We start from the raw sequence: 18,388 nt of genomic DNA, 5'->3' as shown, positions 1-18,388 counted from the left end.
TACCGGGGACTACCCACGGGTTGTGGAAAACTCCGCCCACCGCACGAGTGACACACGACGCCGCTCACCACACCGGCCCACGGCGCACGCTGCACGCGCCGCACCCCTCTTACCGCACCGGTCACCGCGACCGCAAGCAACTCACCCCACTGTCACCGCGACCGCACTCCCCTCACCGCACGCGCCCACCCGCCGCGCCCCCTCACCGCGTCGAGACCACAACCCCCAGCAACCCCGGCCCCGTATGCGCGCCGATCACCGCACCGACCTCGCTGACGTGCAGGTCGGCCAGCCCGGGCACCCGGTCCCGCAGGCGGTCCGCAAGGGCCGACGCCCGGTCGGTGGCGGCGAGATGGTGGACGGCGACGTCGACGGGCGCGCTGCCCGCCCGGTCGGCGGCGATCTCCTCCAGGCGGGCGATGGCCTTCGAGGCCGTCCTGACCTTCTCCAGGGGTTCGATGCGGCCGCCCGCCAGCTGCAGCAGCGGCTTCACGGAGAGCGCGGAGCCGAACAGCGCCTGGGCCGCCCCGATCCGGCCGCCGCGGCGCAGATAGTCCAGGGTGTCGACGTAGAAGTAGGCCGAGGTGCCCGCCGCCCGCTTCTCGGCCGCCGTCACGGCCTCGTCCACCGTGCCGCCCGCCTCCGCCGCCTCCGCGGCGGCGAGCGCGCAGAACCCGAGGGCCATCGCGATCATGCCGGTGTCCACGACCCGGACCGGGACGGGCGCCTCCCGGGCCGCGACGACGGCCGCGTCGTGGGTGCCGGAGAGTTCGGCGGACAGGTGCAGGGAGACGATGCCGTCGGCCCCGGACTCGGCGATCCTGCGGTAGGTCTCGGCGAAGAGCGCGGGACTGGGCCGGGAGGTGGTGACCGGCCGCCGTTTCTGCAGGGCCTGGGCCAGGGAACGGGTCGAGATCTCCGTGCCCTCCTCCAGGGCGCGGTCGCCCAGGACGACGGTCAGGGGTACCGCGGTGATGCCGTGCCGCTCCATCGTCCGGGCCGGGAGGTAGGCCGTTGAATCCGTGACGATAGCGACATGGCGGGACATGAGCTGGAGGTTACCTGGCGTAGTGCCCGTACGGCAGTCCGGCCCCGACGACCGGGCGTTCACCGCGCACGGCCGACGGACCGGCCGGCCGGATCAGGTCGTGCTCTCCGGGCGGGTCTTCTTCTGCCACGGATACACGGGACGAGCGGCGGGCGGGGTGATGGCGGGCCGCTCGGGGTCCGCGGCCGGTGCCTGCGCCGGGGAGTCCGGCCAGGTCTGCCGGGCGGACGGGGCGTCGGCGGACGGCGCGTCGGGCCAGGACGACGGCGCGACGGGCCGGTCCTCGCCCGGCGTCGTCCCGGTCTCCGCATCCCGGTCCGTCCAGTGCCGCAGGGCGCCGGCCTCCACGTCGATCTGGGCGCTCAGCGAGTCCAGGTCGTCGTCGGCGAAGTGGCGTGCGCGGTCGCGGGCCGCCCAGCGCAGGGCGTCCGCGGACCGGGTGATGCGCTCGGTGCGCTCCCGCAGGCCGGGCAGACGCTCGGCGAGGGTGGCGCGGTCCGGCTCGGACTCCAGCCGCCGCAGCTCGCCGTCCAGCTCGAAGCCGTGCGCGCTGAGCCGCTCGAAGAGGGCGAGGGACTCCTTGAGGGACGCGTCCTCGGCCACGCGCGCGTGCAGCGCGTCCTGGGTGGCGCGCATGGAGGTGCGCAGCGTCAGCCGCAGCTGGGCCAGCTCGGCCGCCGGGCCCACCTGGACGAAGGACTTGGCCCGCAGGGTGTGGTCCTCCACGGTGCGGCGGGCCTGGGTGAGACCGCGGTCCACGCTGCGCTTGGCCGCGCCGACCGCCTTCACCGTGGCGTAGACGCCCAGCACCACGGCGAGCAGGAAGAGCAGGGCGAACACTGTGAGCGCTGCTTCCACGGAGCTCCTCCTTCGGACGTCCGGCCCGCGCACCGGCGGTCACGGCACTCGTGGTGCCGCTTTCCCGCGCACCGGCGGTCGACGGCACATGTCGCGCCGCTCTTCCACCGTAAACGCACCGGGCAGGCCCGAGGTTCCGCGAGAACCCCGAACCTGCCCGCACCCGACCCGTAGGGGACGCCGGGGGCGCCCCGGTCATCCGCTACGCCGGGACGATGTTCACCAGCTTCGGCGCCCGCACGATCACCTTGCGGATCCCGGCCCCGTCCAGCGCGGCCACGACCTTCTCGTCGGCCAGCGCCGCCTTCTCCAGGTCGCCCTCGGAGATGGACGGGGCGACCTCCAGCCGCGCCTTGACCTTGCCCTTGATCTGCACGACGCAGGTCACGGTCTCGTCGACGACGTAGGCCGGGTCGGCGACCGGGAAGTCCTGGTGGACGACCGAGGACTCGTGCCCCAGCTTGCGCCACAGCTCCTCGGCGACGTGCGGGGCCAGCGGCGCCACCAGCAGCACCAGGCGCTCGGCGACCGGCCGCGGGACGGGGCCTCCCACCTTGGTCAGGTGGTTGTTCAGCTCGGTGACCTTGGCGATGGCGGTGTTGAAGCGCATGCCCTCCAGGTCCTGCCGTACGCCGTCGATGGCCTTGTGCAGGGCGCGCAGGGTGCCGGCGTCGATGTCGCTCTCCGCGACGTCGGCCACGGACAGCTCGCCGGTGTTCTCGTCGACGACGTTGCGCCACAGCCGCTGCAGCAGCCGGAACTGGCCGACCACCGCGCGGGTGTCCCACGGCCGGGACACGTCCAGGGGGCCCATCGCCATCTCGTACAGGCGCAGCGTGTCGGCGCCGTACTCGGCGCAGATCTCGTCGGGGGTGACCGCGTTCTTCAGGGACTTGCCCATCTTGCCCAGCAGCCGGGAGACCTTCTCGCCCTGGTAGTAGTACGCGCCGTCGCGCTCCTCGACCTCGGCGGCGGGCACCGCGATGCCGCGGCTGTCCCGGTAGACGTAGGCCTGGATCATGCCCTGGTTGAACAGCTTGTGGAACGGTTCGGCCGAGGACACGTGGCCCAGGTCGAACAGGACCTTGGACCAGAAGCGCGCGTACAGCAGGTGCAGCACGGCGTGTTCGGCGCCGCCGACGTACAGGTCGACGCCGCCGTGCGGCAGGCCCTCGCGCGGGCCCATCCAGTACTGCTCGATCTCGGGGTCGACCAGCTGCTCGCTGTTGTGCGGGTCCAGGTAGCGCAGCTCGTACCAGCAGGAGCCGGCCCAGTTGGGCATGGTGTTGGTCTCGCGGCGGTACCGGCGCGGGCCGCGGCCGTCGCCCAGGTCCAGGGTGACGTGGACCCAGTCCTCGTTGCGGGACAGCGGGGTCTCGGGCTTGGTGTCGGCGTCGTCCGGGTCGAAGGTGCGCGGGGAGTAGTCCTCGACCTCGGGCAGCTCCAGCGGCAGCATCGACGCGGGCAGGGGGTGGGCGATGCCGTCCTCGTCGTAGACGATCGGGAAGGGCTCGCCCCAGTAGCGCTGGCGGCTGAACAGCCAGTCGCGCAGGCGGAAGTTGACGGTGCCCTCACCGGCGCCGGTGCGCTCCAGCCACTCGGTGATGCGCTCCTTGGCCTCGACGACGGTCAGGCCGTCCAGGCTGACCTCGTCGTTGGACGACGCCATGATCTTCGCGTCGTAGGAGGCGAAGGCGTCCTCCCACGTCGCGGTGTCGGTGCCGCGGCCGTCGGTCGGCTCGACGATGCAGCGGATCGGCAGCTCGAAGGCGCGGGCGAACTCGAAGTCGCGCTGGTCGCCCGCCGGGACGGCCATGATGGCGCCGGTCCCGTAGCCCATCAGCACGTAGTCGGCGATGAAGACCGGGACCTGCTCGCCGTTGACCGGGTTGGTCGCGTACGCGCCGATGAAGACGCCGGTCTTGTCCTTGGCCTCGGCCTGCCGCTCGACGTCCGACTTCGAGGCGGCCTGCGCGCGGTACGCGGCCACGGCCTCGGTCGGGGTGGCGTGGCCGCCGGTCCACGCCTCGCGGGTGCCCTCGGGCCAGGCGGCCGGGGTGAACTTCTCGACCAGCGGGTGCTCGGGCGCCAGCACCATGTAGGTCGCACCGAACAGGGTGTCGGGGCGGGTGGTGAAGACGGTGATGCGCTCGCCGTCGACGGGGAAGTCGACGCGGGCGCCCTCGGAGCGGCCGATCCAGTTGCGCTGCTGCAGCTTGATGGCCTCGGGCCAGTCCAGCTGGTCCAGGTCGTCCAGCAGCCGGTCGGCGTAGGCGGTGATGCGCATGTTCCACTGGCGCAGCTTGGACTTGAAGACGGGGAAGTTGCCGCGCTCGGAGCGGCCGTCGGCGGTGACCTCCTCGTTGGCCAGCACGGTGCCCAGCCCGGGGCACCAGTTGACCGGCGCGTCGGAGGCGTAGGCCAGGCGGAACTCGCCCAGGACGTCGGCGCGCTCGGCCTCGCTCAGCGCGCTCCAGGTGCGCCCGCCGGGCACCGCCCGCTCACCGGAGTCGAACTGCGCGACCAGCTCGCCGATCGGACGGGCCCTCTTCGCCTCGTCGTCGTACCAGGAGTTGAAGATCTGCAGGAAGATCCACTGGGTCCACTTGTAGTACTCGGGGTCGATCGTGGCGAACGACCGCCGCTTGTCGTGGCCCAGGCCCAGCCGGCGCAGCTGGCCCACCATGTTCTTCATGTTGGCCTCGGTCGACACGCGCGGGTGCGTGCCGGTCTGCACCGCGTACTGCTCGGCGGGCAGGCCGAAGGCGTCGAAGCCCAGGGTGTGCAGGACGTTGTGGCCGGTCATCCGCTGGAAGCGGGCGAAGACGTCGGTGGCGATGTACCCCAGGGGGTGGCCGACGTGCAGGCCCGCACCGGAGGGGTACGGGAACATGTCCATGATGAACTTCTTGGGCCGGGCGACCAGCTCCGGGTCGCCCGCCAGGTCACCCTTGGGGTTCGGTGCGGCGTAGGTCCCCTCGGCGTCCCAGAAGTCCTGCCAGCGTGCCTCGATCTCGGCGGCCATGGCAGCCGTGTAGCGGTGCGGCGCGGCGTCCGCCGACACAGGGGCGGTCGCCGCGGGGTTCGTCTCGCTCATGATCCTCAAAGCTCCATCGATCGTCTCTGCCAGCGGCTGCGACCTTCATGTCCAGCGGCTGCGGGGCCGGGAAATGAAAAATCCCCTCGCACAGGAGGGGACGCCGCGCCGATTCCGGCCACCGGATACGACCGGGGTCGGGACTGATCAGCGCGGCTCGCTAAGCAGAAGGCGTACGGCACGCATGGCGTCAGGGTACCGCAGTCGCCGAGCGGGCCGCGACGGGCTTCGGGACCACCGGAATGCGGGCCCCGGGACCCGGAAACCGGGGGCAGTCCTGAACCAAGGTCAAAGGTTACTTCGCGTAACGACCACTAAGGGACGCCACTACAAGCGGACTGCCATTTGATAACAACGCAATAACTCAAACCTCCTACCCACGGGTATGGCGCCACTTAGAGTGCGGCAGCGGGACCGCTTTCCCGAACCGCTCCGGAGTTGCCCCCATGAACCCTCCCCCGCTCCACCCTCGCGACACCAGTTCGCCGCCGCCCCGCGCATCCCTGACGTGGGGAGGCCGTTCGTCATGACGGACGACAGCACGATGGACGACACCTTCGCCCAGTTCCTCAACTTCGGCGCAGGGGTCCTCTCCCTGGTCCTCCTCAGCTGCTCGGTGATCTGGGGCCTGCTCGCCCAGGACCGGATCGTCCTCGACACCCGGCAGCGGATCCTGGCCCAGGCGGTGCACCGGACCACCGCGGTCGCCTCGGTCGTGTTCCTCCTGGTGCACATCGTGGTCAAACTCCTCCTGGACCACACCACCTGGGTCGCCGCCGTGATCCCGTTCGGGCTGCTGGCCACGGAGGACGAGGCGTTCGGCGGCCGGGCCGTCCTCATCGGCTTCGGCACCCTGGCCAGCATGCTCATGATCTTCGTGGGCGTCACCGGAGCCCTGCGCAACCGCTTCGCCTCCCCGGCCCCGGTGGCGGCCCGCTGGCGGGCGATGCACATGCTGGCCTACCCGGCCTGGTGCCTGGCCCTGCTGCACGGGCTCTACGCGGGTCGAGCGGCGAAGCCGGTCTTCGTGGTGCTGTACGCCCTGTCCGTGGTCGGCGTCATGGCGGCACTGGCGCTGCGGGCGGCGCCCCGCCCGGTCAAACGCAAGGTCGCCGACCGGATCGCCGACTTCCTGGGGACCGCGCGGCGGCCCGCCCGTGAGGAGGAGGCCGACAGCCGGCCGACGGGCGCCTCCGCCCTGCCGGGCGACCAGCGCGCCGGGGGGTTCCGGTCGCGCGGCCCGTCCTCGTCCGCCCCGCTGTACGAACCGGCGGAGCGCCTCACTCCCCCGGAGACCGCGGGCGGCTTCGCGGCGGCCTACCGCGCCGTGTCCGGGCCCTCGGGCGCACGCCGGACGCCGCTGACGGCCGACCCGGCCACGTCCGCCGCCCCGCTCCCGCCGGACGTGCGGCCCACCGAGGCGATGCCCCTCGTGGACGGCGGCGGCAGCACCTCGGGCAGCTGGCCCATACCGTCGCCGCCCCCGGTCGGCGAGGCTCCCCCGTCGCACTACGACCCGCTCAACGACACCGGGTACACCATCCCGGTGTACGGCGCCACGGACGCCTCGGGTCACTCCGAGGCGTACTCGGCGCAGTACTCCTCGCCCCCCGCCTCGGGCTACGGCTCGAGTGACGTGTACGACACCCGTGAGACGAACGCCGCCTTCGACACGTACTACCCGGACGACACGTACAACAGCGGTCCCACCCCTGAACCAACTCCCGGTGCGCCCTCGTCCCGCGACTTCGGCGCACCGGGTTCCGGTGAACCTTGGAACACGCCTTCCGGAGGCTTTGAGTGAACGAGGCCCTGCCCGACGTCCCCGAGGTCCGCGTGGTCGGGCTTCCCCAGCTCACGTCGGGCTTCGACCTTGTCGAGCGGCTTGATCTGCCCATGCACCTGAAGGTGCACGGCCCGCTCGAACCGATGGGCGGGGAGCAGCTCGCGCAGCTCTCCGAGCGCATCAACCTGAGGGGCCGCGGCGGCGCGGGCTTCCCCTTCCACAAGAAGCTGCGCTCGGTCGCCGAGGCGGCGATCAAGCGCGGCGTACGGCCGGTCGTGGTGGTCAACGGCAGTGAGGACGAGCCGGCCTGCCGCAAGGACACGGTGCTGATCAACCGCGCCCCGCACCTGATCCTGGACGGCGCGCTGCTGTGCGCCGAGGCCATGGGCGCCCGCACGCTGGTCATCGGCGTCACGCGCGAGTCGACGCAGCGCTCCATGGAGGCCGCGCTCGCCGAGCGCGGCCTGAGCAACGGCCGCCGGTCCGCCCTCCGCGCGCGCGTGCAGCGCAACCCGGTGCGCATGGTGACCGGCGCGGCGGCCTCGCTGATCCGCTCCATCGACGGCGGCCCGGCCATCCCGCCGGGCCGCAAGGTCAGCGCCTCCAGGAGCGGCGTCGGCGGCGCGCCGACCCTGCTGTCCAACGCCGAGACCTTCGCCCAGCTGGCGATCGCCGCCCGCATCGGCCCGGAGCGCTACGGCAACACCGGCCTGTACGACGAGCCGGGCACCGTGATGCTCACCGTCTCCGGCGCGGTGGCCCGCCCGATGGTGATCGAGGTCCCCACGGGTGTGCCGCTGCGCTACGTCCTCCAGCTGGCCGGCGCCCCGCCGGTGCCCCAGGGGGTGCTGACCGGCGGGTACCACGGCAAGTGGATCGACGCGGCGACCGTCGACGAGGCGATCGTCTCCCGCAACTCGCTGCAGCAGGTGGGCGGCTCGCTCGGTGCGGGCGCGATCCTGCCGATCGGTCAGGACACCTGCCCGCTGGGCGAGTCGCTGCGGGTGGCGCAGTGGCTGGCCGAGGAGAGCGCCGGCCAGTGCGGCCCCTGCTACCTGGGCCTGCCGGCCGCCGCGCGGGGCCTGGAGGACATTCTCAACGGGGGCGGTCCCGCCGCCCTGGAGGCGGTCAAGCAGGTCGCCAGGAACGTGAAGCGTCGCGGCGCCTGCTCGCACCCGGACGGCTCGGCGATGTTCCTGGAGTCGACCGTCAAGGCGTTCACGGACGACCTGGCCGCCCATGTCCTCGGCAACGGCTGCGGACGGCCCGTGGAGGGCGTCCTGCCGCTCTTCGAGGGGGGCAGGACCCCGACCGGCGTCCCGGGCGGCGGGGAGGAGAACGGGCCCAGCCGCCAGAAGATCCACGTCGACTGGACGCTGTGCCGGGGCCACGGGCTGTGCGCGGACATCCTCCCGGAGGTCTTCCAGCTGGGCGCCGACGGTTTCCCGACCGTCGCGCAGGCCGAGGTGCCGCGCTTCGCGGAGGCCAAGGCGGTGCGCGCGGTGCGCCGCTGCCCGGCGCTGGCGCTGCGCATCGAGGAGGACACCCGTGGGCAGGCGCCGTCCTCGCGCACCAACCTGCCGGTGCTGTCCCAGGGCCGCGGCCGCCGGGCGCTCGGCCGCTGAGACGGAGCACGAGAAACCCCCCGGATCGAGGATCCGGGGGGTTTCCCTGTCACTGTGGAGCTAAGGAGAATTGAACTCCTGACCTCCTGCATGCCATGCAGGCGCTCTACCAACTGAGCTATAGCCCCTTGTTGTCCGCCGCCCGGTCTCCCCGACGGCGACGCCAACATTACACGGTCGACCGGGCACAACACCAAATCGTTTCCGGTTTGCCCGCTTTGCCCCCTTGCGGGCTCCGGCGAGGCCGCAAGACCCGGGACGCGGCTACGCCGTCACGAACGAGTAGAACCGCTTGAGCGTGCAATGTTCCTCGAGGAGCCGGCCGTAGATCGGCTCGCCCTCCAGCTCGCGGTACGTCTCGATGGGGTCGCCTTTTATGATCAGCGCCCGCGCGCACTCCTCGCACCAGTACTGGTAGTCGGGGTTGACCGGCTCCATGTCGCGCACGATGGGCGTGCCGCTGCCGCACCAGTCGCACTTCCGCCTGTGTGCACCCATCGATCAGCTCCAGCTGTGGCCGCAGGCCGTGCACACGTACGAGACTCCGCCGTTGTCGCCGAGGACTTGGGCCACGTGCCCGGAACCGCAGGAGGGGCATCTGAGACGAGTGACGGTGTTCCTTGCCATCGCTCCACCGAGGAGGTGACCGACCTCCTCGAGGATGCTCCCAGGCATCGCCACTCCCTCCCGTCGGGCCGCGGTCCCCTTCCGGCCGTTTGATTCTGCCACGACCGGGCCAACACGGTCAGCGACGCCTCAGTACCGGTCCGGACACGGAGGCCCCGCAGATCTATACGCCTGTGGGACGTGTGTTGCTCAAGCGGGCGCGAAACGAAAAATCCCGCCCCCCGAAGGGGACGGGATTCGTCCGTGGGCTGTGGAGCTAAGGAGAATTGAACTCCTGACCTCCTGCATGCCATGCAGGCGCTCTACCAACTGAGCTATAGCCCCTGGTGCCACGCGACCCTGGCCGCATGGTCCTTCACTTCGCTCCGCTCGGCGGGGCGAACAAGAAGAACTTTAGCCTGCGACCTGCCGGAAAGTGAAATCCGGGGTCCGGGCCACCGGCCGGGGCACGGGCGCCCGGCCCGGCCGCCCCGCTCAGACGTCGTCGCCGATCACCGGTTCGGGCAGGGTGCCGGCGTTGTGCTCCAGCAGGCGCCAGCCGCGGGCGCCCTCGCCCAGGACGGACCAGCAGCAGTTGGTCAGCCCGCCGAGGCTCTCCCAGCTGTGCGGCTCCAGGCCGAGCAGGCGTCCGATGGTGGTGCGGATCGTGCCGCCGTGGCTGACCACGACGAGGGTGCCGTCCTCGGGCAGCTTCTCGGCGTGCCGGAGCACCACGGGGGCGGCCCGGTCGGCGACCTCGGTCTCCAGCTCGCCGCCGCCGCGGCGCACGGGCTCGCCGCGTTTCCAGGCCGCGTACTCGTCGCCGTACCGGGCGATGATCTCCTCGTGGGTCAGGCCCTGCCAGACGCCCGCGAAGGTCTCCCGCAGCCCCTCCTCCAGGGTGACCTCCAGGCCGGTGAGCACGGACAGCTCGGCGGCCGTGTTCGCGGCGCGCGCGAGGTCGGAGGCGACGATGGCGTCGGGCCTCAGGTGCACGAGCAGTCCGGCGGCGCGGCGGGCCTGGGCGACCCCGGTCTCGGTCAGCTCGACGTCCGTGCTGCCCTGGAAGCGGCGCTCCACGTTCCACGCGGTCTGGCCGTGCCGCCAGAGGATGACGCGCCGGCCGCGGCCCGGCTTGCCGGCCGTCACCTCGCCGGTGGCGCTCATCGCCAGTCCTCGTCGGTGCGCGTCGCCTCCTCGGCGGCCTGGAGCTTGGCGTGCTCCTCCGCCTTGCCGCGGGTCTCCTTGGCGTCGGCGGGCAGGTCCAGCTCGGGGCAGTCCTTCCACAGCCGCTCCAGGGCGTAGAAGACGCGCTCCTCGCTGTGCTGGACGTGGACGACGATGTCGACGTAGTCGAGCAGGACCCAGCGGGCCTCGCGGTCGCCCTCGCGGCGCACCGGCTTGGCGCCGAGCTGCTTGTTCAGCCGCTCCTCGATCTCGTCGACGATCGACTTGACCTGGCGGTCGTTGGGCGCGGAGGCCAGCAGGAAGGCGTCCGTGATCGACAGTACGTCGCTGACGTCGTAGGCGATGATGTCGTGCGCGAGCTTGTCGGCCGCCGCCTGTGCGGCGGCGTTGATGAGTTCGATGGAGCGGTCGGTCGCGGTCACTGCCTGGCTTTCGGGTCGGCGGTCGGTTGACCTCAAGGGTCTCACGACCGCCGACACGGGCCCACGCGGAAACCGTGCGCCCCCCGCGCCCCCTACGACGCCGGCTCGTAGTCCTGGCCGAGCACCACCGAGACCCGCGCGTTCGCGGAGACCTTGCCCTGGGAGACGGAGCCGGTGGGCAGCCCCAGGGTCTTGGCCACCTGGACGGCGTTCTCCTTGTCGGCGGCCGCCGCGTAGACGACCTTCGAGGTGGTCTCGGTGCCGGAGGCGGTGCCGCCCGACACGAAGGTGAAGCCGCCGTTGAGGAGTACGACGCGGGCCTTGCCGGTGCGGTCCTCCTCGCCGGTGGCGTTGCGGACGGAGACGCTGACGGCCGCGTCCTTGTCGGGGCTCTTGGCGGTGCCGCCGAGGACGTCCTTGACGACGCTGTCACTGGCCTCGGCGCTGAGCCCGCCGTCGTCCTGGACGGGCAGCAGCGCGGTCTTGAAGTCGCCGCCCTTGGCGCGGTCGGAGAGCCCGGCGAGGAACGTGCCCAGGTCCTTCTCCGTCAGCGGCGGGTCGAGGATCATGCCGAGCGTCTGGATCGTGGTCGTCGCGCCCTGCGGGTCGGAGGACAGCTTGCGCAGCACGCCCTGCATGACCTGCCCGAACCGCTGCAACTGGGCGTTCGCCTGCTCGCCCGGGCCCTTGTACGTGGCGTAGGCGACGGCCGTCTTGCCGCTGAGGGTCTGGCCCTCGCCCTTGTGCACGAGGGGCGCGGCGCCCTTGTCCTTGGACTCCGGGTCGGGGACGTCGGCGTCGGTGTCGACGTCGATGTTGCCGACCAGGTCGACGAGGATCTGGAGGTACGGGGTGTCCAGGCGCCAGGTGCCCTCGATGTCGGTGCCGAGGGCCGTGTCGAGGGAGCTGCGGGTCGCGTCCGGTCCCTCGTCGCCGACCGACTTGGCGAGCGTGGTGGTGCTGCCGTCGTCGCCGGTCAGGGCGAGCGCGTTGGGCACCAGTACGGCGGTGCCCTGCTTGGTGGTGGTGTTGTTCACGAGCAGCGCGGTGGAGGTGCCGCCGCCCTTGGTGTCGTGCAGGTGTACGGCGATCACGTCGCGCTTCTGGGCACCCGCCGCCGTCGCGGCGCCGCTCTTGTCGTCGGAGGAGGACAGGCCGGGCAGCTTCCCGGCGTACCAGAGGTAGCCGACGCCGCCGGCCGCGACCAGGGCCAGGACGACGACCAGGGCGACGACACGCGTGCGTGCGCGCCGCCTGGCCTCCTCACGGCGCTCGGTGCGGTTCTCCGTGAACTTCATCCAGTCGATGACGTCCTCGGAGTCGCCGGCCGGCTCCTCGACGAAGGCGAACTGCTCGGTGCGGTACTCCCCGCCGGGTTCGGCGGTCTCGGCGCTCTCGGCGCTCTCGGCGGAACGATCCCGCTGCCGTTCCCCGGCCGGGCCGGCCTGCTGCGGGATGTGGGCGGTCTGCTCGGCGACCCTGGGCAGCGGGCCGCCGCCCGCCGCCCGGTCGTAGGGGTCGTACGGCGCCTGCGGGGCCGGCTCGCCCCCGTGCGGGCCGGAGGGGTGGCCGTCGTAGCCGCCGTAGCCGGGCGCGGGCGGCTGCGCCGGCTGCTGACCGGTGTCGTGGCCGCCCTGGGAGCCGTAGGGGTCGTAGTGCGGCTGAACGGGCTGCTGGGTGCCCGTGGCGTACGGGTCGTACCCGTAGTCCTGCTGCCCGTAGTCCCCCTGCCCGTACTGCTGCCGGTACTGCTGCTGGTACTGCCGCGCGTGCTGGTCGTACTGCTGCCCCTGCTGGCCGTAAGGCTGCTCCTGCTGCCCGTACTGCCCGTGGAAGTGGCCCTGGTCCTGGCCCTGGGACTGACTCTGGGCCTGGCGGTACACGGGGCGGCCGTACTCGTCGTAGCCGACGAGTTCGTACTGGTCGTCGCCGTGTCCCGCGTCGTATCCGTCGTTCACCGGTGCCCCTCTCGGCTCACTCGCCGCGGTACAGGTGGCGTTTGTCGATATAGCGCACGACACCGTCCGGCACCAGGTACCAGACGGGATCGCCCTTGGCGACTCTCGCACGGCAGTCCGTGGAGGAGATGGCGAGGGCGGGGACCTCGACGAGCGAGACACGGCCCTTGGGCAGTCCGGCGTCCGTGAGGGTGTGGCCGGGCCGGGTGACGCCGATGAAGTGGGCGAGCGAGAACAGTTCCTCGCTGTCGCGCCAGGTGAGGATCTGGGCGAGGGCGTCGGCCCCGGTGATGAAGAACAGGTCCGCGTCGAGGTTGAGCGCCCGCAGGTCGCGCAGGGTGTCGACGGTGTAGGTGGGGCCGCCGCGGTCGATGTCGATGCGGCTGACGGAGAACTGGGGGTTCTCGACGGTCGCGACCACCGTCATCAGATAGCGGTCCTCGGCCGCGGAGACCGCGCGGTGGCTCTTCTGCCACGGCTGCCCGGTCGGGACGAACACCACCTCGTCCAGCTGGAACTGCGCGGCCACCTCACTGGCCGCCACGAGGTGGCCGTGGTGGATCGGGTCGAAGGTGCCGCCCATGACGCCCAGGCGCCGCTTGCCCGCCGACGGGCCGTCGCCCCGACCGCCGGCCGGGCCGGTGGCGCGGGCGGGCACCGCGTTCTGCGTGCCGCGCGCCGTCTGCGCCGCCGGCGCGTGCGCCGGGCCGGTAGGCGTGTCGTGCTCTCCCATGCGAGCAGACCCTACCGGCCCGCCCGGAGCGGCCCGGTCGCGCCCACGGAGCCGCGGGCTCAGCGGTCGCGGTTGAACCGGGTGGTGATCCACAGCAGGAGCAGCAGGATGACGAACGCGCCGATGCCGGTGACGTAGGGGCTGAGGCTCTCGTGGTTGCCGCCGTGCTCCTCGCCGCCCTCGGCGGCGAGGGTGGCGAACTGGGCGGCGCTGAGGGGAAGGCTCATCTTCGACAGGACCTATCCGGTGTGGGCGGGACAAGACGTCCGCTCATCGTATGCGGGCGCCCCGCGGGCGATCACGCCGACTCCGCCGTTGGTGACGGGCCGACGGCCGGCACCCGGCGGTCCGGGGGAACCTTCGGATCCCCTCAGTCGTCCTTCTGCTTGTACCCGCGCAGCAGGAACCACGCCGTCAGTACGCAGCCCACCACCATGACGATCAGGACGATCCGGAGCAGATTCCCCGGCCCCTGCTGCTCGGCGGCGGTCGTGGCTGCGGCGAGCCGGTCGGCGTGGGCGATGTGCTGCATGGCGTGGGCTCCTTAGACGTACTGCCCGTCCACGGTATCTCCGCCTAGGCTGGGCCCGGCTCGGGGGGCGCAAAGGACCGCACAAGGGTTCGTAAAGGCCGGACACGCACACAGGTCGGGCACACGTACATACAGGCCACATACACGCACATGGGGGAAGACATGTCCGACGGCTACCACAACGGGCACGAGCACGTCCCGGGCAGACAGCGCAGGCGCTTCCCCGGCATCTCCTCGCGTGCCTACGAGCATCCGGCCGACCGCAGCGCGCTGGTGGCGCTGCGCAGGCTGAGCGGTTTCGACACGGTCTTCAAGGCGCTGAGCGGCCTGCTGCCCGAGCGGAGCCTCAGGCTGCTGTTCCTGTCCGACTCGGTGCGGGTCTCCGACCGGCAGTTCGCCCACCTGAACGTCATGCTGCGCGACGCCTGCTACATCCTGGACCTGGAGAAGGTCCCCGCGATGTACGTCAAGCAGGACCCGGCCCCGAACGCGATGTGCATCGGTCTCGACGAGCCGATCATCGTCGTCACCACGGGCCTGGTCGAGCTGCTCGACGAGGAGGAGATGCGGGCGGTCGTCGGGCACGAGGTGGGCCACGCCCTGTCCGGGCACGCGGTCTACCGGACCATCCTGCTCTTCCTGACCTCGCTGGCCGTACGGGTCGCGTGGATCCCCCTGGGCAACGTGGCGATCATGGCGATCGTGACCGCGCTGCGCGAGTGGTTCCGCAAGTCGGAGCTGTCCGCCGACCGCGCGGGGCTGCTGGTCGGCCAGGACCTGCGGGCCTCGATGCGGGGCCTGATGAAGATCGCGGGCGGCAACCACCTGCACGAGATGAACGTGGACGCGTTCCTGGAGCAGGCCGAGGAGTACGAGGCCGGCGGTGACCTGCGCGACTCCGTGCTGAAGATCCTCAACGTGCTGCCCCGCTCGCACCCGTTCACCACGGTGCGGGCCGCCGAGCTGAAGAAGTGGGCGGCCTCCCGGGACCACCAGCGGACCATGGACGGCCATTACCCGCGGCGCGACGAGGACAAGGACGCCTCGGTCCGGGACTCCTTCCGCGAGTCGGCGTCCAGCTACGCGACACACGTGCGCAACTCCAAGGACCCGCTGATGAAGCTGGTCAACGACATAGCGGGCGGCGCCGGTGACCTCGGCGACCGGATGCGGCGGGGCTTCGGCGGCTTCGCGGGCTCCCAGCGGCAGCCCGGGAACGGGGACGGTCCGGCGGAGGGGCCCGAGGACGGCTCCGGGCGTCCTGACGGGCCCGAGGGGCCTGGAGGGCCCAAGGGGCCCGGGGACGACGGTCCGGGGTCTTCGCGGGACTCCGCGCCGCGCGACGGCGCCTGAGCCGCCCCGGGCTCACACCTTCGGCTGGGCGTGCTGCGCGAGGCTGCCGCACAGGGCCGTGGCGTCGCCCGCGGCGTACGGATCGGTGCCCGCGGGGACGCCGGCCCCGGCCTGCTGGCCGGCCAGCAGCGGGCGGAGGTGGCTCGCCGTGTCCTCGGCGCAGGAGAGCGGCCCGGCCTGGACGTAGGAGGCGACGAGCCGGGTCTGGTGGAGGCGCAGGTCGTCCCGGTCGAAGCGGAAGCGCAGCTCGCGCCGGACGGTGAACAGCGACTCCTCGGCCCGGGCGGCACCGGCCGGGCGCAGCGCGTACACCATGGTGTGGTCGGCGGCGACCTCCAGGGTGGACGCGTCGCTCTCCACGACGCGCAGACTGCCGTCCACCCGGACGCCGGGGTCGGCCAGCTCGACGCGGCCGGGGTCGAAGCGGATCAGCCAGCCGGTGGGCGCGTGCCGGCCGTCCGCGGCGGGCCTGTCGAAGCTCTCGTCGAACTGTTCGAGCTGGTCCGGGTCGAGCAGCACCCGTACCGAGCGGACCTGGTCGCCGCCGAGCACGTCCGGGTCGAGCGCCGAGCGGACGATGTAGTTCTTGGCGGTGGTGAGCGCGTTGAGCACCTGGTCCTCGGAGAAGTGCGCCGTGCGCCGGGCCCCGGGCAGCGGGACGCCCTTGGCCGCGGTCCTGAAGTGCGCGGCGGGGCTGTGCGCGTACAGGAAGGCGGCGTCCTCGGCGCCGGGCACCCGCTCCCGCGGGGCGAGCGGGACGACGGTCATCCGCACCGGCTCGGCGGGCCGCTGGCCGGCGGCGCTCTGGTAGGGGTGCCGTACCCCCATGTAGATGGCGGTCCCGAAGGCGACGGCGATGAGCACGACGAGGATCAGCGCCTGCCGGGACAGTCCGGCCCGGCGCAGCGGCGTGCGGCGGCGTACAGCGGGCGCGTGGTCGGTGATGCGCTCCTGGGCGGAGAACTCCTGGAGCCGGGCAGCGCGCACGAACGATTCGTCGAAGACGACGGACCGGTACTCGTCCTCTCCGCCTCCGGGGGCGCCCTCGGGCGTTCCTCCGGGCGGACCGCCACGCCCTGCCATACCTTCAGAGTGGGTCTGCGGAAGGGCGCGTAAACGCACTGCCACAGGTCAAGTTGGGACAGCTTGTCACCGCTCCGAGGGGCAGGTCAGGGACTGCGCGGGAGCACCGAGACGGCGGGGCGGGCGGAGTCGGCGGCGGCCGAGGGCGTCGCCGCACCGCCCTGCTCCGGGCCGGTCGAGGCGGGCGGCGGCACCCGCTGCGGGCCGCCGCCCGAGGACGCGCCCCGGTAGACCGCCACGAAGGCCAGCGCGACCATGCCGATGCCCATCGCGAGGGCGAGCAGCCAGGCGACCGGGCGGTGCCACCGCACCTGCTTGCCGGAGGCCGGGGGCGCGCCGTACGGGCGGTCGAGGAGGTCGCGGTCGTCGTCCGGGTCGTCGAGGTCGGGATCATGGCCGAAATCGCCGTACCCGTCGTCGTAGCGCTCGGCTCTGCTGCGGCCGCGGCGGGCCGCTTCGGCCTCGGTGGCCTCGGCTCTGGCCTGCGCGGCGGCCAGGAGGCGCTCGACGGCGGTCGGCTCGTGCACCGCGGCCGCCTGTACGAAGGCCTCGTCGAAGACCACGGAGGCGAACTCTTCGTCCGACACCCCGCGGTCCTGGTCGTCGTCGGGCTCCCTGCCGTCCGGGAACGGCGTGCCCCCCACGTCCTCCGGCACGGGTCCAGCCTAGACCTGGGGGGTCGTTTTGGGCAGACGGCGGCGAAATTCTCCCGGTGGGTGAGATGCCCCGATCGGGGCGTCCGGCGCCGGCCGTCAGCGGCGTACGTGCCCGTCGCCGGTGACGATGTACTTGGTGCTGGTCAGCTCCGGCAGCCCCATCGGGCCCCTGGCGTGCAGTTTCTGCGTCGAGATGCCGATCTCGGCGCCGAAGCCGAACTGGCCGCCGTCGGTGAAGCGGGTGGAGGTGTTCACCGCGACCGTGGTGGAGTCGACCAGCTGGGTGAAGCGCCGGGCGGCCTGCTGCGAGGTGGTGACGATGGCCTCGGTGTGACCGGAGGTCCACAGCCGGATGTGCTCGACGGCCCGGTCCAGGGAGTCGACGACGGCGGCCGCGATGTCGTAGGACAGGTACTCGGTCTCCCAGTCCTCGGGGGTCGCGTCGACGACGGTCGCCCGGGAGTCCTTGGCGTACGCCGCCACGCGCTCGTCGGCGTGCACGGTGACCCCTGCCTCGGCGAGGGCGTCCAGCGCGCGGGGCAGGAAGTCGGCGGCGACGTCCTGGTGGACCAGGAGGGTCTCGGCGGCGTTGCAGACGCCGACCCGCTGGGCCTTGGAGTTGATCAGGATGTCGACGGCCATGTCCAGGTCGGCCTGCGCGTCGACGTAGACGTGGCAGTTGCCCGTGCCGGTCTCGATGACGGGGACGGTGGACTCCTGGACGACGGTGTTGATCAGCGAGGCGCCGCCGCGCGGGATGAGCACGTCGACCAGTCCGCGGGCCCGCATCAGCTCGCGCACGCTGTCGCGGCTCTCGCCGGGCACCAGCTGCACGGCGTCGGCGGGCAGCCCGGCCCCGCCCACGGCGTCGCGGACCACCCGGACCAGGGCGGTGTTGGACCGGTAGGCGGAGGACGAGCCGCGCAGCAGGACCGCGTTGCCGGACTTCAGGCACAGGGCGGCGGCGTCGACGGTCACGTTGGGCCGGCCCTCGTAGATGATGCCGACCACGCCGAGCGGCACGCGGACCTGCCGCAGGTCGATGCCGTTGGGGAGGGTGGAGCCGCGCACCACCTCGCCGACCGGGTCGGGCAGGGCGACGACGTCGCGCACGTCGGAGGCGATGGCGCGGACCCGCTCCGGGGTGAGGGTGAGCCGGTCGATGATGGCCTCGCTGGTCCCGGCGGCCCGGGCCTTGGCCACGTCCTGGGCGTTGGCCTCGACGATCTCGCTCGTACGGACCTCCAGCGCGTCCGCGACGGCGAGCAGCGCGTCGTCCTTGGCGGCCCGCGGCAGCGGCGCGAGGTCGGCCGCGGCGGACTTGGCCCGGTAGGCGGCCCGGGTGACGGGTGACATCGAGTCGTACGGCGAGAGCGTGGTCATGGGGGGAAGGGTAGTGCGCGCGCTCCGGGCGTCCACCTGGCGTCCCATCCCGCGAGATGG

At 72.3% G+C, this 18,388-nt stretch carries 16 protein-coding genes and 2 tRNA genes; 3 read left to right on the top strand and 15 right to left on the bottom strand.

What is annotated here, in order from left to right; all coding sequences use genetic code 11:
• Positions 1 to 202 precede the first annotated feature (202 nt).
• The 3 genes from ACIBCJ_RS07815 to leuS form a co-directional block, all read right to left on the bottom strand.
• Positions 203 to 1,048, bottom strand: coding sequence for a DegV family protein (locus tag ACIBCJ_RS07815; RefSeq protein WP_362095318.1), 846 nt, complete (start codon positions 1,046 to 1,048; stop codon positions 203 to 205).
• Positions 1,049 to 1,141: 93 nt separating this feature from the next.
• Positions 1,142 to 1,906, bottom strand: coding sequence for a hypothetical protein (locus ACIBCJ_RS07810; RefSeq protein ID WP_362504313.1), 765 nt, complete (start codon positions 1,904 to 1,906; stop codon positions 1,142 to 1,144).
• Positions 1,907 to 2,108: 202 nt separating this feature from the next.
• Positions 2,109 to 5,003, bottom strand: coding sequence for a leucine--tRNA ligase (leuS, locus tag ACIBCJ_RS07805; protein WP_365979125.1), 2,895 nt, complete (start codon positions 5,001 to 5,003; stop codon positions 2,109 to 2,111).
• A 526-nt stretch (positions 5,004 to 5,529) separates the two neighbouring features.
• On the opposite strand from leuS, the gene ACIBCJ_RS07800 reads away from it, so the two are divergent.
• Positions 5,530 to 6,807 (top strand): cytochrome b/b6 domain-containing protein, encoded by a 1,278-nt coding sequence (locus ACIBCJ_RS07800; protein WP_365979124.1) that lies wholly within the window; start codon positions 5,530 to 5,532, stop codon positions 6,805 to 6,807.
• Complete coding sequence (locus ACIBCJ_RS07795) at positions 6,804 to 8,414, top strand: NADH-ubiquinone oxidoreductase-F iron-sulfur binding region domain-containing protein (protein ID WP_362095306.1); 1,611 nt, start codon at positions 6,804 to 6,806, stop codon at positions 8,412 to 8,414. The genes ACIBCJ_RS07800 and ACIBCJ_RS07795 overlap by 4 nt, the downstream gene beginning before the upstream one ends.
• A 55-nt stretch (positions 8,415 to 8,469) precedes the next feature.
• On the opposite strand, the gene ACIBCJ_RS07790 is transcribed toward ACIBCJ_RS07795, so the two are convergent.
• The 9 genes from ACIBCJ_RS07790 to ACIBCJ_RS07750 all read right to left on the bottom strand — a co-directional run bounded on the left by ACIBCJ_RS07790 (position 8,470) and on the right by ACIBCJ_RS07750 (position 13,853).
• Positions 8,470 to 8,542: transfer RNA gene (locus ACIBCJ_RS07790), tRNA-Ala, on the bottom strand.
• Between the two features lie 136 nt (positions 8,543 to 8,678).
• Entirely contained in the window at positions 8,679 to 8,912 is a 234-nt protein-coding gene (locus tag ACIBCJ_RS07785; RefSeq protein ID WP_003976229.1) for a hypothetical protein, read from the bottom strand.
• A gap of 380 nt (positions 8,913 to 9,292) precedes the next feature.
• Positions 9,293 to 9,365 (bottom strand) — tRNA-Ala (locus ACIBCJ_RS07780).
• Between the two features lie 150 nt (positions 9,366 to 9,515).
• Entirely contained in the window at positions 9,516 to 10,187 is a 672-nt protein-coding gene (locus tag ACIBCJ_RS07775) for a histidine phosphatase family protein (protein ID WP_362095302.1), read from the bottom strand.
• Positions 10,184 to 10,630 (bottom strand): ribosome silencing factor, encoded by a 447-nt coding sequence (rsfS, locus tag ACIBCJ_RS07770; RefSeq protein ID WP_362095299.1) that lies wholly within the window; start codon positions 10,628 to 10,630, stop codon positions 10,184 to 10,186. Before rsfS ends, ACIBCJ_RS07775 begins: the two co-directional genes overlap by 4 nt.
• A gap of 92 nt (positions 10,631 to 10,722) precedes the next feature.
• Positions 10,723 to 12,588, bottom strand: coding sequence for an LCP family protein (locus ACIBCJ_RS07765; RefSeq protein ID WP_365979123.1), 1,866 nt, complete (start codon positions 12,586 to 12,588; stop codon positions 10,723 to 10,725).
• A 16-nt stretch (positions 12,589 to 12,604) separates the two neighbouring features.
• Positions 12,605 to 13,321 (bottom strand): nicotinate-nucleotide adenylyltransferase, encoded by a 717-nt coding sequence (gene nadD, locus ACIBCJ_RS07760; RefSeq protein WP_362095292.1) that lies wholly within the window; start codon positions 13,319 to 13,321, stop codon positions 12,605 to 12,607.
• 59 nt (positions 13,322 to 13,380) lie between these two features.
• Positions 13,381 to 13,548, bottom strand: a complete 168-nt coding sequence (locus ACIBCJ_RS07755; RefSeq protein ID WP_133885743.1) for a hypothetical protein — start codon at positions 13,546 to 13,548, stop codon at positions 13,381 to 13,383.
• A gap of 143 nt (positions 13,549 to 13,691) precedes the next feature.
• Positions 13,692 to 13,853 (bottom strand): hypothetical protein, encoded by a 162-nt coding sequence (locus ACIBCJ_RS07750; protein WP_362095289.1) that lies wholly within the window; start codon positions 13,851 to 13,853, stop codon positions 13,692 to 13,694.
• 162 nt (positions 13,854 to 14,015) lie between these two features.
• Here ACIBCJ_RS07750 and ACIBCJ_RS07745 point away from each other — a divergent pair, with 162 nt between their 5' ends.
• On the top strand, positions 14,016 to 15,206 hold the full coding sequence (locus ACIBCJ_RS07745; protein ID WP_365979280.1) for a M48 family metallopeptidase: 1,191 nt from the start codon (positions 14,016 to 14,018) through the stop codon (positions 15,204 to 15,206).
• Between the two features lie 12 nt (positions 15,207 to 15,218).
• Here ACIBCJ_RS07745 and ACIBCJ_RS07740 read toward each other — a convergent pair whose 3' ends face one another.
• The 3 genes from ACIBCJ_RS07740 to ACIBCJ_RS07730 all read right to left on the bottom strand — a co-directional run bounded on the left by ACIBCJ_RS07740 (position 15,219) and on the right by ACIBCJ_RS07730 (position 18,328).
• Positions 15,219 to 16,289, bottom strand: coding sequence for a hypothetical protein (locus tag ACIBCJ_RS07740; RefSeq protein WP_362095287.1), 1,071 nt, complete (start codon positions 16,287 to 16,289; stop codon positions 15,219 to 15,221).
• A gap of 86 nt (positions 16,290 to 16,375) precedes the next feature.
• Positions 16,376 to 16,945 (bottom strand): hypothetical protein, encoded by a 570-nt coding sequence (locus ACIBCJ_RS07735; RefSeq protein WP_362095284.1) that lies wholly within the window; start codon positions 16,943 to 16,945, stop codon positions 16,376 to 16,378.
• A gap of 96 nt (positions 16,946 to 17,041) precedes the next feature.
• The gene (locus ACIBCJ_RS07730) at positions 17,042 to 18,328 is read right to left on the bottom strand and encodes a glutamate-5-semialdehyde dehydrogenase (RefSeq protein ID WP_362095281.1); all 1,287 of its coding nucleotides are present in this window, start codon (positions 18,326 to 18,328) and stop codon (positions 17,042 to 17,044) included.
• Positions 18,329 to 18,388: the final 60 nt, after the last annotated feature.

Source organism: Streptomyces sp. NPDC051136, from assembly GCF_044455745.1.
In the GTDB taxonomy this organism is placed as follows: Bacteria; Actinomycetota; Actinomycetes; order Streptomycetales; family Streptomycetaceae; genus Streptomyces.
The sequence above is the reverse complement of the archived record's forward strand: the minus strand, read 5'-3'. Positions and strand labels throughout refer to the sequence as shown.